At 74.8% G+C, this 14,261-nt stretch carries 14 protein-coding genes; 8 read left to right on the top strand and 6 right to left on the bottom strand.

The genetic code is table 11. The features are described 5' to 3' along the window. The coding region (locus tag ACFCZN_RS07650; RefSeq protein ID WP_430556372.1) for a DUF222 domain-containing protein at positions 1-1,633 on the top strand (1,633 nt) is incomplete at its 5' end. A 51-nt stretch (positions 1,634-1,684) separates the two neighbouring features. On the opposite strand, the gene ACFCZN_RS07645 is transcribed toward ACFCZN_RS07650, so the two are convergent. Next, positions 1,685-2,347: a response regulator gene (locus ACFCZN_RS07645; RefSeq protein ID WP_430556371.1), complete on the bottom strand. Its 663-nt coding sequence runs from the start codon at positions 2,345-2,347 to the stop codon at positions 1,685-1,687. Between the two features lie 19 nt (positions 2,348-2,366). Beyond that, positions 2,367-3,647: a sensor histidine kinase gene (locus ACFCZN_RS07640; protein ID WP_430556370.1), complete on the bottom strand. Its 1,281-nt coding sequence runs from the start codon at positions 3,645-3,647 to the stop codon at positions 2,367-2,369. Between the two features lie 169 nt (positions 3,648-3,816). On the opposite strand from ACFCZN_RS07640, the gene ACFCZN_RS07635 reads away from it, so the two are divergent. After that, positions 3,817-4,665 carry a type II CAAX prenyl endopeptidase Rce1 family protein gene (locus tag ACFCZN_RS07635; protein ID WP_430556369.1) on the top strand — a complete coding sequence of 283 codons (849 nt, stop codon included), beginning with the start codon at positions 3,817-3,819 and terminating at the stop codon, positions 4,663-4,665. A gap of 63 nt (positions 4,666-4,728) precedes the next feature. Here ACFCZN_RS07635 and ACFCZN_RS07630 read toward each other — a convergent pair whose 3' ends face one another. Both ACFCZN_RS07630 and ACFCZN_RS07625 read right to left on the bottom strand, forming a co-directional pair. Then, positions 4,729-5,262, bottom strand: coding sequence for a PH domain-containing protein (locus ACFCZN_RS07630; protein ID WP_430556368.1), 534 nt, complete (start codon positions 5,260-5,262; stop codon positions 4,729-4,731). Positions 5,263-5,317: 55 nt separating this feature from the next. Next, a complete protein-coding gene (locus ACFCZN_RS07625) occupies positions 5,318-5,956 on the bottom strand; it encodes a histidine phosphatase family protein (RefSeq protein WP_430556367.1) in 639 nt (212 codons plus the stop codon). Between the two features lie 157 nt (positions 5,957-6,113). On the opposite strand from ACFCZN_RS07625, the gene ACFCZN_RS07620 reads away from it, so the two are divergent. From ACFCZN_RS07620 to ACFCZN_RS07605, 4 genes are all read left to right on the top strand, one after another. Then, positions 6,114-6,587, top strand: coding sequence for an NfeD family protein (locus ACFCZN_RS07620; RefSeq protein WP_430556366.1), 474 nt, complete (start codon positions 6,114-6,116; stop codon positions 6,585-6,587). 42 nt (positions 6,588-6,629) lie between these two features. Beyond that, the gene (locus ACFCZN_RS07615; protein WP_430556365.1) at positions 6,630-8,099 is read left to right on the top strand and encodes a flotillin family protein; all 1,470 of its coding nucleotides are present in this window, start codon (positions 6,630-6,632) and stop codon (positions 8,097-8,099) included. 83 nt (positions 8,100-8,182) lie between these two features. Beyond that, positions 8,183-8,854, top strand: coding sequence for a DsbA family oxidoreductase (locus ACFCZN_RS07610; RefSeq protein ID WP_429765495.1), 672 nt, complete (start codon positions 8,183-8,185; stop codon positions 8,852-8,854). A gap of 155 nt (positions 8,855-9,009) precedes the next feature. Beyond that, positions 9,010-9,189, top strand: a complete 180-nt coding sequence (locus ACFCZN_RS07605) for a hypothetical protein (RefSeq protein WP_380244887.1) — start codon at positions 9,010-9,012, stop codon at positions 9,187-9,189. Between the two features lie 4 nt (positions 9,190-9,193). Here the strand turns inward: ACFCZN_RS07605 and ACFCZN_RS07600 are convergent, their stop codons facing one another. Next, positions 9,194-10,171 carry a DNA-3-methyladenine glycosylase family protein gene (locus ACFCZN_RS07600; protein WP_430556364.1) on the bottom strand — a complete coding sequence of 326 codons (978 nt, stop codon included), beginning with the start codon at positions 10,169-10,171 and terminating at the stop codon, positions 9,194-9,196. After that, positions 10,164-10,775 carry a ribonuclease H gene (locus ACFCZN_RS07595; protein WP_430556363.1) on the bottom strand — a complete coding sequence of 204 codons (612 nt, stop codon included), beginning with the start codon at positions 10,773-10,775 and terminating at the stop codon, positions 10,164-10,166. The genes ACFCZN_RS07600 and ACFCZN_RS07595 overlap by 8 nt, the downstream gene beginning before the upstream one ends. A 253-nt stretch (positions 10,776-11,028) precedes the next feature. Here ACFCZN_RS07595 and ACFCZN_RS07590 point away from each other — a divergent pair, with 253 nt between their 5' ends. Both ACFCZN_RS07590 and ACFCZN_RS07585 read left to right on the top strand, forming a co-directional pair. Beyond that, positions 11,029-12,174 carry a VIT1/CCC1 transporter family protein gene (locus ACFCZN_RS07590; RefSeq protein ID WP_429765500.1) on the top strand — a complete coding sequence of 382 codons (1,146 nt, stop codon included), beginning with the start codon at positions 11,029-11,031 and terminating at the stop codon, positions 12,172-12,174. Between the two features lie 114 nt (positions 12,175-12,288). Continuing rightward, complete coding sequence (locus ACFCZN_RS07585; RefSeq protein WP_430556362.1) at positions 12,289-14,229, top strand: hypothetical protein; 1,941 nt, start codon at positions 12,289-12,291, stop codon at positions 14,227-14,229. The last annotated feature ends 32 nt before the right edge of the window (positions 14,230-14,261 follow it).

The following is a 14,261-nucleotide window of genomic DNA, read 5'->3' as shown; positions in this document are numbered from 1 at the left end:
GCACGTCACGGCGGTGCGCGCGACGGTCCTCGAAAAGGCACTGGCCGGGCTGCTCCGGGACGACGGCGCCGACCGTGCGCCCGGCGAGCCTCGTGACGTCGTCGGCCGCCGGGTCACCGACCTTCGCTGGTCGCCCGATCGTGCGGTGCTCGACGGGAGGGTCCTTGTCGGCAGGGAGCTCGTCGGCGGAGCGGCCGGCCCCGACGACGGGCGCCCGCTGCTCGCCGTGCTGGACGACGCGGCCGCGGGCCCGGGCCTCGCCGGCACGCTGGCGGCGCTGGACGAGGCGGAGCTGGACGACTTCACGATCCTCGAGGTGCTGGCCGCCTGGGAGCGGGTCGCGGCGTGGGCGCAGGCGGGATCGGCGCGCGTCCTGGCCGAGATGCTGGAGCGCACGCGCGGGTCGTCGCGGCACGAGTTCGTGGCGGACGCCGTCGCGGCACGGCTCGGGCTGACCCGGCGCGCCGCGGCGCAGCTCGTCACGGTGGCGCACGGGACCGCCCGCCTGCCCGAGGTGGCGGACGCCCTCGCGGCGGGCGTCGTCGACCGTCCCAAGGCGGAGGCCCTGATCGACGCGGGCCGGCTGCCCGACGACCTCCGTCGCGAGGTCGTCGCCGGCGTGCTGCCCGATGCCGAGCACCTCACGGCGCCGCAGATCCGCGCACGCATGCGCCGGGCGGAGATCGAGGCGGACCCGGACGGCACCGAGGAGCGGCACCGCGCCGCGCGCGCCGAGCGCTTCGTCCGGCTCGAGCCGGTCGACGACGCGATGGCCTACCTCACCGCCTACCTGCCCGCGGACGACGCCGCCCGCGCGTTCGCCGCCATCGACGACGCCGGGCTCGCGATGCGCCGTGCGCCGGGGGAGACGCGACGGCTCGACGAGTGCCGCGCCGACGCCCTCACCGCGCTCGTCACCGGCAGCCTCGCCACCGGCGGGCTCGCGCCCCGAGAGGACACGACCGGGCCGGCCGTCACCGGAGGGCGGCCTGCCGTCGGAGGCTCGGCGACGCGCGGTGACGTGAGCGTGCCCCCGTCCCCGCGGCACCCGCACCCGCGGGCGGGCATCCGGGTCACGGTGGCGGCGTCGACCCTGCTCGGCTCGGACGACCTGCCGGCGATCCTCGCGGGGCACGGGCCGATCCCGGCGGCGATGGCGCGGGCGCTCGCGTCCGACCCGGACGCCGTCTGGCAGCGCCTGTTCACCGACCCGGCGAGCGGCGTGCTGACGGACCTGTCGTCCCGCTCCTACCGCCCGAGCGCGGCCCTGCGCGCAGCCGTCGTCGCGCGGGACGTCACGTGCACGTTCCCCGGCTGCCGGGTGCCTGCCGCGACGTCCGACCTCGACCATGTCGACCCCTACGACCCCGCGTCGGACGACCCGCAGACCCACGGCGGCAACCTGCACGCGCTGTGCCGCACCCACCACCGCGCCAAGACCGTCGGCGGTTGGCGGGCGGAGCGGGACCCCGCGTCCGGCACGACCCGCTGGACGTCGCCGACGGGGCACCGGTTCGACCGGCCGCCCATGGTCCACGGGCTACCGGACCAGATCCCGCCAGACCAGATCCCACCGGTCGGAAGGCACGACGTGGTCCAGAGCACTGACGAGGGCCCGTGGCCGCCGTTCTGAGCCGGCCGCGATCCGCCGGGCAGGCCCACGGCGCTGCGTCATGTCGCGGCGCTACCCCGTCCCCCCGAGTTCCACGAGGCCCGACTCGTAGGCCATGACCACTGCCTGCGTCCGGTTGGTCGCAGGGAGCTTGGTCAGCACGTTCCCCACGTGGGTCTTCACGGTCTCCACGGTCACGTACAACCGAGCACCGATGTCCTGGTTGGAGAGCCCGGCGGCCATGAGTCGCAGCACGTCCAGCTCCCTGGCTGTGAGCGCCCGCTCCGGGCCTGTCCTTGCGGCGGTGGGACGCGCTCGCGCCAGCCGTCGGACCGCTTCGGGGAACAGCAGGCTGTCCCCGGAGACCACGAGCCGCAAGGCTGCCGCGATCCGCTCGGAGGGCGCCCGCTTCAGCAGGAACCCGTCCGCGCCCGCGGCCAGTGCGTCGTAGACGTACTGGTCGTTCTCGAAGGTCGTCACCACGACGACCCTGGGCGGCGCCGGCGCCTCCTGGTGCAGTGCCGCGTCGCGCACCACGGCATCACGGAGCGCGACCGTCGCCGCGATCCCGTCCATCACCGGCATGCGCACGTCCATCAGGACCACGTCCGGGCGGAGCTCCAGCACCAACGGCACGACCTCCGCGCCGTCCGCGCCTTCCCCCACCACCTCGATGTCGGGCTCCAACGACAACAGGGCCCGCAACCCTCTCCGGGTGAGCTCCTCGTCGTCCACGATGAGTACGCGCACGCCCTCACCCCCGCCCGGTCGGCAGGGGCAGGCGGGCCGAGAGGAGCCAGGCCGGCCCGTCCGGTCCGTCGGTCGCGCCGAAGGTCACCGTTCCGCGCAGCGTGCGCACCCTCTCTGTCACGCCGGCCAACCCGTGCCCGCCACCGGGCCGCACGTCCTCCGGCGGCCCGGGCTCGGAGCGTCCGGGCCGGCTGGCCGGCACCGGCATCGGGTTCGCCACCTCGATCTCCAGCTGCCCGCCCGGCACGGCGGCCGTCACCCGCACCGTCACGCGGACCGGCGTCCGTCGCGCATGCCGCATCGCGTTCGTCAGCCCTTCTTGGACGATCCGGTACGCCTCTTTCGAGATCGTCGCCGGGACCGACGTCGCGTCGGGCCCGAGCTCGGCGTGCACGGCAGCCCCGGTCCGCCGCACGTGGTCGAGGAGCTCCGGGAGGTCGGCGAGCGTCTTCGGGGACCGACGCGGAGAGGTGGATCCGTCGCGCAGCAGCCCGAGCGCGTAGTCGAGGTCCTCCAACGCCACCCGCGAGGTCTGCTCGATGCTCGCCATCGCCGCCTTCGCCACGTCCGGCTCGAGGTCCACCATGCGACCGGCCACGGCCGCCTGGATCGTCGACGCCGTCAGGGTGTGCCCGATCGAGTCGTGCAGCTCCCGCGCCAGACGGTTGCGGTCGGCGAGCACCGCAGCGCGCTCCTCGGCCGCCGCGACGAGGTCGTCCTGTCCCGGGCCGAGGAGCCGCGGCGCGCATGCCCGGAGAGCCGCACCGAGGGCGGCGGTCGCGGCGGCACCGAGGACGCCGCAGCACAGCGCGAGCACGACCGTCCACGCGCCGGCAGGCCCCGCCGGGACGGTCACCTGTCCGCGCAGGAGCGCCATGCTCCCACCCCCGTCGAGCCACACGAGGAGGGGAGTCGCGGCGGTGAGGACCAGCAGAGAGCACACGCCGCCGGCGAAGCAGGCGGCGACGGCGTGCACGAGAGCCCACACACCGGTCCCCACCTGCCGACCGCGGGTGCGCCGCACCACGCCCAGGCTCGTGCCAAGCAGCCGGTCGGTCAGGCGGACGTAGCCCTCGTGCGCGACCGGGGCCAGTCCGACGGCGACCAGCAGGGCCGCCCAGACGACCGCGAAGACGAGGAGACGTCCGGTCGGAGGCAGCGGGACGGCGAGCGCTGCGACGAGCGCGAACGGTGTCGGTAGCACGGCGAGGGCGAGGCCGCCGAAGGTGTAGCCCGCGGAGCGGAGCGCGGCAGGCCCGAAGAGGCGGTGGGTCAGGGTCGGCACGCGCCAAGTCTCGCCGTCGACGACCGGGTGCACCTCCCCCAGGAGAGGGAGGTGCGGCCCCCCACCTTCGGGCGACGGACACCTCGCCCCCGCTCGGGATTCCCGGGGTGCCTCTCGAGGCGACGATCGATCACGTCAACCTCCTCGTCAGATCGGACCGAGCTTCCCCATGCCCTCGCCCCCTCGTGCTTCCTCCCGGACCCGCGGACTCGCCTGGTTCCTGCTGCTCGCCTTCGTCCCTGCCTGGGGATACGTGCTCGTCGCACGGCTCGTCCTGGGCTGGTCCGTGGTGGACCCGCTGGTCCAGCTCCCGTTCGCCTTCGCCCCGGCCGTGGCGGCCGTCGTCGTGCGGCGCTGGGTGACACGTGAGGGCTTCGCCGACGCAGGTCTCCGGCCGCGCTGGCGCACGGCCTGGCCGCACTACCTGATCGCCTGGTGGGGGCCGCTCGCGCTCACCGCCGGGACCCTGGTGACCGCCGCGATGCTCGGCCTCTGGGCGCCGTCGTCGAGCATGGCCGACGGGAGCGGCGCTCCCTGGTGGGTGACGGTCGTGGGCCTTCAGGTGCTCGTCCTCGTCCTCACCCCGCTGTACTGCGGCGAGGAGTTCGGCTGGACCTCGTACCTGCGGCTGCGGCTGGCGCCGCACCGGCCCTGGGTGTCCACCCTCGCGACCGGTCTGATCTGGGCGGTGTGGCACTACCCGCTGGCATTCCTGGGGTACGTCGAGTTCTCGCACGTCCTCCTGGGTCTGGCGGTGTGGACGGCGTCCTTCGTGCTGCAGGAGATCCTGCTGACCTGGCTGCGCCTGCGTTCGGGGACGGTCTGGACGTCGAGCCTCGCCCATGCGGGCAACAACATGGTGCTGTCCTTGCTGACCGCGACGACCCTGTCCGCGGACGAGGGAGGCCCGCTGGACGGCATCGCGGTGACAGCGTTGACCCTGGTCCCGATGGGCGTCGCCTGCGCCTGGATCGTGCTGGCTCGCCCGCGGTACGGGAGCCGGGGGCGGCGCGGGTAGCGCCAGCGCCGCGTGGACCGCCTGGATGAGGAGGTGGTCGAGGCGCCGGTTGGTGAGGCTCGCTCAGCGGCGGCGCCCGCGCGGCGGCTCGGTCGGCGGCCACTCGCCGTCGTCGGAGCCGTCGTCGGCGTGGTGCAGCAGCTCCTGCAGCTGCACCTGCACCCGCTCGACGCGGGGGACGTCGCGCAGCACCATGCCCGCCTTCTCGGTGGCGTCGGAGACCTGCAGGGTGCCGCAGCCGAGCAGCCGGTCCAGGAGGTCCTTCTCGAGCGCGACGTCGTTGATGCGGTAGAGCGGGATGTCGCGGCCCACCCGTGTGACGATCCCGGACCGCATGGCGATGCGCTTGGTGGTGACGGTCCACGAGGTGGTGCGCCACTTCAGCCACGGCACCAGCACCCACACGACGGCGACGACGAGCAGCAGGCCGAGCACGATCCATCGCACCACGTCGTCCATGGGGACGACGAACGAGAACGCGGCGGCGACGAGCAGCAGGAGCAGCAGCAGGAACGGCCAGACCACGGCCTTCGCGTGCTCGTGCAGGTCCATGACGACGCGCTCGCCGTCGATGAGGTCGTCGTCGTTCAGGGCCATGGCGCACATCGTGCCAGACCGGGCACCGGGGACGGCGCGGCTTCTCGCCGGCGGATCAGACGTGCGGCGGCAGGTTCCAGCCCTCGATGGTGCGCAGGTCGTGGCCGTACCCGAGCTGGCAGATCGCGGCGGTGCCGAGCTCGAGCCGCGACCCCAACCGCGGGTCGATGCCGAGCCAGGCGGTGGCGAGCACGCGCAGCAGGTGGCCGTGCGCCACGGCGAGCACGTTCCCGCCGTCCTGCAGGGTCGCGTCGGCGCGCTCCACGAAGCGCCGGGCGCGAGCGGCGACGTCCTCCAGCAGCTCGCCGGGGCGCCCGTCGCCGTGCTCCGGGTCAGGCGGAAGCACGCGCACGCCGTCGTCGAAGATCTGGAACGGGTGACCGAGGAGGTCGCCGACGTCGGCGCTGGTGCGGCCGTCCACGGGCCCGTAGTCCCACTCGGCGAGGTCGGGGTCGACGACGGCGTCCGGGTGGCCGGCGAGCGCGGCCGTGCGGCGGGCGCGCTCGAGCGGCGACGTGTAGACGGCGGAGAACTCGATCCCCGCGACGGCTCGCCCCGCGGTGCGGGCCTGCTCCTCGCCGGCGGGGGTGAGCGCGACGTCGGTGCGGCCGGTGTGCTGGCCGCTCACGCTCCACTCCGTCTCGCCGTGGCGCAGGAGCACGAGCTGGGGGTCCTTGCTCGGCACGAGAGGCATGCTCCGAGCATCACGCAGACCTGCGACGACGGCACCCGGACGGCCTGGGGAGGGCGCTGTGGACGGGCTGTCCAGGAACCGTCCAGAGTTCGCTAGGGTGTCGTCGCCGTCACAGGACCGTCACATCTTCATCACTCGCCACTCGGGGAGGCCGCCCGTGCTCGTCTTCGTTCTCATCGGCGCCGCAGGGATGGTCCTGCTGCTCGTGTCGCTCCTCGTCGGCGACCTGGTCGACCTCGGCGACGGGGCGCTGTCGGGCACGTCGCTCGGGGTCGGCGCGGTCGTCTTCGGTGCGGTGGGCACGATCGTCGTCGCCAACGATCTCGCGACGTGGATCGCGTACGTGGCCTCCGCGGTCGTCGGCCTCCTGGCCGTCGTCCTGGCGCAGGTGCTGGTGCGGCGGCTCGCGGCGAGCGACGACGGCGTCACCGTCTCGCTCGTGGGCGCGCACGGCACGGCGACGACGGACGTGACGGCGGCCTCGGGCGAGGTCTCCCTCGACGTCCCGAGCGAGCTCGAGCGTCGCCTGGCCCGGTCCGACGAGCCCATCGCGGCCGGGTCCCGCGTCGTGGTGCTCGAGCACTCCGGCTCCACCGTGCGTGTCGGGGTCCCCGGCCCGCAGGCCCGCTGAACCCTCCCCACGACCGGAAGGAGACGCGCTCCGGCGCGCACCATGTTCGACTCGACCGACAGCAGCTTCATCACCACGATCGCGGTGCTCGCGCTCGTCGTGGCGTTCCTCGCGGTGGGCATCTTCGTCGCCCAGCGCATCCGCCGGGTCCCGCCGAACCAGGCCCTCGTCATCGTCGGCCGTGGTGCCGGCAAGAAGGAGACGGCAAGCCAGAGCCAGCGCGTCGTCATCGGCGGCCGCACGTTCGTCTGGCCGATCCTGCAGCAGGGCTTCGCGATCTCGCTCGAGCAGCGGCAGATCGGCATCACCGTCGAGGGCGTCGACAAGAACCGCATCAAGATCGCTATCAAGGCGTCGATCAACTTCAAGGTGCGGGGCGACGACGAGGGCGTGCGCCGCGCGGCGCAGCGCTTCCTGTCCCAGCAGGAGATGCTCACCGAGATCATCAAGGAGTCCCTCGAGGGCTCGCTGCGCTCCATCGTCGGCGACATGACGATCGAGCAGATCATCTCCGACCGCAAGGGGCTGTCGGACCGCGTCGTCGAGTCGACCAAGACCGACCTGGCGGAGCAGGGCCTGCAGGTCGACCTGCTCAACATCTCCGACATCTCGACGCCGGGGTCGGACTACCTCTCCAACCTCGGACGTGCGGAGGGCGCCCGTGCCCTGCAGGTCGCGGAGGTCTCCGAGGCGGAGGCCCGCCGGGTCTCCGAGTTCGCCGTCATCGAGGCGGCCGAGCAGATCGCCGAGCGGCAGAAGGCGCTCGACCTCAAGAAGGCGGTCATCAAGGCCGACACGGACCGCGCGAACGCCGAGGCCGAGGCCGCCGGGCAGCTCGCCCGCGCGGAGCAGGACCGGCTCGTGGCGCAGCAGGAGCGCGAGGCGCTGGCCGAGCAGGCCCGCGTCACGCAGGAGCGTCTCGACATCGAGATCCGCAAGCCTGCCGAGGCGAAGGCGTACGCCGAGGTCCAGGAGGCCACCGCCCGCCGTGACGCGGCGAACGCCGCCACCGAGGCGGACGCCTTCAAGCGCACCACGATCGCCGAGGCGAACAAGACGGCGGCGATCCAGGACGCCGAGGCCTCGGCGACGGCGGTCCGCCGCGCCGGCGAGGCGGAGCGCGACCGGCAGATCGCCCTGGCCGCCGGTATCAAGGCGGAGGGCGAGGCGAAGGCCTTCGCCGTCGAGGCCGAGGGTCGGGCCGAGGCCGTCGCCACGGACGCCAAGGCCGAGGCGCTGAAGAAGTACGGCGAGGCCGCCCTCGTGCAGGAGCTCATCGAGCGCCTGCCCGAGATCGTCCGTGCCGCGGCCGAGCCGATCGGCTCGATCCAGGGCATGACCGTCGTCTCCACCGACGGCGCGTCGGCGGTGACCAAGACCGTGGCGTCCGTGCTCGGCGAGGGCCAGGGCGTCGTCAAGCAGCTCACCGGGGTGGACATCCACCAGCTCATCGCGGGCATCGCGGGCGGGCAGCTGCCGACGAAGTCGGAGGAGACCGCGCCGCTCAACTGACGCCCCGTCGTTCAGAGGCGTCTGCGACGCACGACACGCCCCGCCTTGGGAATCGCCTCCCGCGGCGGGGCGTTCGTGCGTACGTGACCACCATCGAGAACGCCCCCCTCAAGGTCGACGTCTGGTCGGACGTCGCGTGCCCCTGGTGCTACATCGGCAAGCGCCGCTTCGAGTCCGCGTTGCAGCGGATGGCGGAGCGGGACGGCGCCGCCCCCGAGGTGGAGGTCGAGTACCACTCGTTCGAGCTCTCGCCCGACACCCCCGTCGACTTCGAGGGCACGGCCACGGAGTTCCTCGCCGACCACAAGGGCATCCCTCTGGAGACCGCCCAGCAGATGCAGGACCAGGTGACGGCGCTCGCCGCCGCCGAGGGCCTCACCTACCGGATGGACCAGGTCCGGCACACCAAGACGCTCAAGGCGCACGAGCTGCTGCACCTGGCCAAGGCGTTCGGGAAGCAGGACGAGATGAAGGAGCGCCTGCTGCGCGCGTACTTCACCGAGGGCGAGCACGTGGGCCACGTCGAGGACCTCGCGGACCTCGCCGCCGAGGTCGGCCTGGAGCGCGAGGCCGTCGTCGTCGCGCTGAACGCCGGCACCTACGCCGAGGCGGTCGCGGACGACATCGCCCGCGCCCGCGCGTACGGCATCAACGGCGTCCCGTTCTTCGTGCTCGGCGGCCGGTACGGCGTGTCCGGCGCGCAGGACCCCGGCGTCTTCGTCCAGGTGCTCGACCAGGTGCTCGCCGAGGCCTGAGCCGGGCGAGCGAGGCGCATCTCACACCGCCAGCCCTGGCTGTGAGACGCAGTATCACCGAGAATCGAGGCCAGCCCGCACCGTCGCGGGGCGTCGCGGTCTCGGGCCCACCACGCCCGGTCGTACCGCGGCAGTGGTTCCGTTGGAGGAGAAACATGAACGACGCCACCGAGAGCTCGTACCGCTCGATCGCCAACCCGCGCCGCACCACGCTGATGACCGTCAGCGCGGCCGAGGCGGCGGCGCCCCACCACGGCGCGGACGAACGTCCGCTGCAGCTGCTGGGCGACGACGGCGCGGTCTGCGTGGACGGCGTGTGCAGCCTGCCGGACTGACCGGCTACATCGCGCGGTAGTCCGCGATCGACAGCCGCGGGCCCCGGCGCGGGGCCTGCGGCCTGCGGTCGAGGAACAGCAGCCGCACGACGCGGTGCCGGTGGGGCGCGTACGGCGCGAGGAGCCGCAGCATCCCGTCGTCGTCGGTGCGCTCGCCGGTGAGAGCCCAACCGACCGCCGCGGCGAGATGGAAGTCGCCCACCGACACGGCGTCCGCGTCGCCGAGAGCGCGCTGCGCCACCTCGGCCGACGTCCACACCCCGACGCCCGGCACCTTCTCGAGCCGGGCACGCGCCTCGTCGGCCGGCATCCCGACGGCGTCCTCGAGCCGCGCCGCGACCTGCGCGCACCGCACCGCCGTCGCCGCGCGTCGCGGGTCGACCCCCGCGCGGTGCCAGTCCCACGTCGGGACGGCGGCCCAGCCGCGCGCGGACGGCACCACCGTCAGGCCGTGGGGGGCGGGCCCCGGGGCGGGCGAGCCGTGCCGGGCGACGAGCCAGCGCCACGCCCGGTGCGCGGTCACGACCTGCACCTTCTGCTCGAGGACGGCCGGCACCAGCGCCTCCAGCACCCGCCCGCTGCGGCACATCCGCAGCCCCGGCGTGCGCCGCGCGACGTCGTGCGCCTGCGGCGGCGGGACGAAGTCGGAGGCGTCGTCCGCCTCGCCCAGCAGCTCGGGCACGGCGTCGGCCGCCTCCCGTGCGCCCGGGCCCCAGTGCTGCACCACGGCGGAGCGCGGTCCCGTCGCGACGAACCGCTGCGTCACCGGTCCGGTGCGCACCAGCGTGGTGCGCCACACGGCGCCGTCGGGGGTGCGCCGGAACGTGGGGTCGTACGCGCCGTGCCGCAACGGGCCCAGCGTCAGCGCGAGGTCGAGCGGCCTGTCCGAGGCGTGCTCGACCGTGACGTCGGCAGCGGCCGGGCGGGCCGTCACGTCCGTGCCGGTCGAGGCCGCGCTGGTCAGGGGGGTCGTGCTAGTCAAAGAGGGTTCCGAGCTCCCAGCCGGTGTCGCCGCGCGCGCCGACGGGCGTGGCCTCGGCGAACCCTGCGTCCCGCGCAGGACGTCCCGCCGAGCGGTCCGCGCCGTCCTCGCGCGGTGAGGTGCTCGCGCCGGCGTCCTCCGAGAGCAGCAGCTCGTCGACGCCGCCGCGGCCGGCCGCCCAGTCCTGCGCGGCGAGGCCGGCGAGCTGGTCGGCCCGCTCGTTGAACGGGTTGCCCACGTGGCCGCGCACCCATCGGAACCGGACCGGGCCCCTGCGGCCGGTGATGGCGGCGTCGATGGAGCGGATCAGCTCGAGATTCTTCACGGTGTCGCCGGACGCGGTGCGCCAGCCCTTCCGCTTCCACCCGTGGATCCACTCGGACGCGCACCGGATCGCGTACTGCGAGTCCGACTCGATGAGGAGCGGCTCTGCCCCGGGATGCGCCTCGATCGCGCGGAGGAGCGCGGTGAGCTCCGCGACCTGGTTGGTGCCGGACGCAGCGCCGCCCGAGTCGAAGCGGCCGCCCTCGTGGGCGATCCACGCCCAGCCGATCGCGCCCCCGGGATTACGGAGGCACGAGCCGTCAGTGCTGACAATGATCACGCCGGAGTCTCCCAGTGTCCGAGCCCCTGGTTGCCGCCCCCATTGTGCCCCGAGCCGGTGACACTCGGGGCCGCGTCCACGCCGTCGCCCGCCGAACGAGGAACCCGCAGGCTGCGGACGCCCGAAAACTCGGGCGCGCGGCCCCGGAAGAGGGCGCGGCTCCGCCCGGAACCCACGAGCGGTCCGCGGCGGTGATCATGGCGGCATGACCGACGGCACCGCTATGCCTGGAAGTGGCATGCCCGGAGACCGCATGCCCGAGAACGATCGGCCCTCGCGCGACCAGCCCGCCCGGCGCCCGGCCGACATCCGCAAGTGGCGGCGCTACCTGGCCGACGAGCGCGCCGAGGCCGCCACCTACCGGGACCTGGCCCGGCGACGCACGGGCGAGGAGCGCGCGATCCTTCTCGCGCTCGCGGACGCCGAGAGGCGGCACGAGCAGCACTGGCTCGACCTCCTGGGCGACGACGTCGGCCGGCCGCTGCGCGGTGACCTGCGCACCCGCATGCTCGGCCTGCTCGCCCGACGCTTCGGCGGCGTCTTCGTGCTCGCGCTCGCGCAGCGGGCCGAGGCGCGGTCGTCGTACGACGCCGACGAGCACGCGACCGCCACGATGGCGGCGGACGAGCAGATCCACGAGGAGGTCGTGCGCGCGCTCGCCTCCCGCGGCCGCAACCGGATGTCCGGCACGTTCCGCGCCGCCGTCTTCGGCGCCAACGACGGCCTGGTCTCGAACCTCGCGCTCGTGCTCGGCATCGGCGCCTCCGGCGTCTCGTCGCAGACCGTGCTCCTCACCGGCATCGCGGGGCTGCTCGCCGGTGCGCTGTCCATGGGCGCCGGCGAGTTCGTGTCCGTGCGCTCGCAGCGCGAGCTGCTCGAGGCGTCCACGCCCGACCCGAAGAGCGCCACCGTGCTGCCGCACCTCGACGTCGACGCCAACGAGCTGGCGCTCGTCTACCGCGCCCGTGGCATGTCGTCCGACGAGGCGCAGGGCCGGGCCGACCGCGTGCTGGCCGGCCTCGCCGCGACCGGGACGCTCGCCCCGGAGGTGCTCGACGACGAGCGGGACGGCGAGCCCGCGCCGGCCCCGGTCGTCGAGCAGGACGACGACCTGGAGACGCACGGCACCGCCTGGGGCGCCGCGATCTCGAGCTTCTGCTTCTTCGCGTCCGGCGCGATCATCCCCGTGCTGCCCTACCTGCTGGGGCTCACCGGCTTCCCGGCGATCGCCGTCGCAGCCGCGCTCGTGGGCGTGTCGTTGCTGATCACGGGCGCGATCACCGGGCTCCTGTCGGGGACGTCGCCGTGGACGCGCGCGCTGCGCCAGCTCGCCATCGGGTTCGGTGCCGCTGCCGTCACGTACGCGCTCGGCCTGCTGTTCGGGACGTCGGTGGCCTGACCCGCGGGTGAAATCTCGCCCGCTGCTGTTGCGGGACTGTTGCTCGGGCGTCACAGTGTGATCTGGGTCATGACCGAGCAACCCGTGACCCCGCGTGGCATCGAAGGGGGCCGAGTGACACGCAGCGTGGACCGTGCTCCGGCGGCAGGACGCCGCCGGCGCTGGCTCGCGCGCGTGGCCGGGACGGCCGTCGGGCTCGCCGGGGCGGCCGCGCTGAGCGTCACCCTCGCCGGGGCAGCGTCCGCCGACGACGGCGGGGACGAGGGCCCGTTGGCGTCCGTCGTCCGGTCGCTCATCGACCACGACGACGACCGCGCGCGCGGCGACGGCGAGCCTCGCCAGGAGGAGCCGGCGCAGGCACCGGCCGAGGAGCCGGTCGGCCAGGAGAAGGCGGCGCCCGAGCCGCCTCGGAGCGAGCCCGCCGACATCGAGCCCGCGGCGCAGGCACCGGTCGAGGACGCCGCTCGCGCGAAGCCCGCTCCCGCGAAGCCCGCTCCCGCGAAGCCCGCTCCCGCGAAGCCCGCTCCCGCGAAGCCCGCTCCCGCGAAGCCCGCTCCCGCGAAGCCCGCGGTCGAGAAGGGCGCGGTCGAGAAGGGCGCGGAGGAAACGCCGGACGCCGAGACCCCCGACGGTGCAGAGGTGGACGCCGAGCGGGACGTGGCAGAGCCGGACGTCGTCGAGCCTGACGCGGACGAGGCCAAGGCTGTCGACGGCGAGCGGTCCGCCGAGCCTCGTCCCGACGCCGTGCGCGACGCGGTCGACGAGGCCGTCGCCCCCGTCCGTGAGAAGGTCGAGCGGCTGCACAAGGCCGTGCACGACGAGGTCGTCGCGCCCGCCGAGGAGGCGGCCGAGCGGGTGGCCCGCGAGCTGACCGGCGAGGCGGAGCAGGCGGCCGGGGAGATGACCGAGGCGCCGGCCGAGGAGCCGGCCGCGGAACCGGAGGGGCAGCCCGAGCGACCCGCCCGCGGCGAGGACGCCCCGTCCGAGCTGCCGGGCACCTCGCCCGCACCTGTGGACGTGGCGCCGGAGGCGGCCGATGCTCCTGCCGGCGAGCCCGCGGAGCGGGAGACGATGCTCGAGCCGGTGGCTCGCACCGTCGAGGCGGTGACGACCCCGGTCCGTGCGGTGACCGATCCGGTCGGCGCGCTGATCGAGGGGATCGTCACCCCGCTGTCGCCGGTGGTCGACCCGGTTGCCGGTGTGGTCGAGGAGGTCACGACGCCGGTCGGCGCGGCGCTCGAGCCCGTGACGGGTGCGGCCGCGGAGACGCTGGCCCCCGTGACGGACGCGCTGTCGCCCGTGCTGGTGCCGGTGGGCCGGGTGGTCCACGAGGTGACGCGCCCGCTCGCCCCGGTCACGGACGGCGTGGGCGCCGTCGTGGCGCCGGTCCTGACGACCCTGGACCCGGTGCTCGACCCGGTGGTCGGGCTGGTGACGCCGGTGACGGACTCCCTCGAGCCCGTCGTCAGGCCGGTCCTCGGCGCCGCGGCGCCGGTGGTCGACGCCCTCGCGCCCGTGGTCGAGCCGGTCGGCGGTGCGCTGCAGCCCGTCGTCGAGCCGGTCGTGGACGCGGTGGCCCCGGCCGTCGGTCCCGTGCTGGAGCCGGTGCTGGAGCCCGTGCTCGACCTGCCCGCCCCGGTCGACGGGGACGCGGCCACGGCCACGGTGCCCGAGCCGTCGGTGACCGGTGCGTCGACGTCCGACGTCGTCCCGGCCACCGACCCGGCCGCTGCGCCCGGGCCGGTCGTCCCCGCGGCGCCCGCCCTCGCCCCGCCGGCGCCGGCCGCCCCCGTGCTCGACGCGGCCGCGGCTGCCGAGGAGCTGCGGAGCGCGCCGTCCGAGCGGGAGAGCGTGCCCGGCACGCCCTCGGCACCCGCCGCGAGCCCGGCGTCGTCGGGCTCTTCCTCGACCACCCGTGTGTCGTCGGGCGGCGACGCCGCCGCCGACCTCGCGGGCCGCACGAACCTGACCGCGCGGGCGTGGATCGTCCCCGCGGGCGACCAGCTCGACCGTCTTCCCGCGGTCGCCTTCGACATCCCCGTCTCTCCTGCCTGACGTGGTCGCGTCGCGCCCTCACGCGCGACAGC

It is taken from the genome of Isoptericola sp. NPDC056134 (assembly GCF_042264825.1).
Classification (GTDB): Bacteria; Actinomycetota; Actinomycetes; order Actinomycetales; family Cellulomonadaceae; genus Isoptericola; species Isoptericola nanjingensis.
The sequence above is the reverse complement of the archived record's forward strand: the minus strand, read 5'-3'. Positions and strand labels throughout refer to the sequence as shown.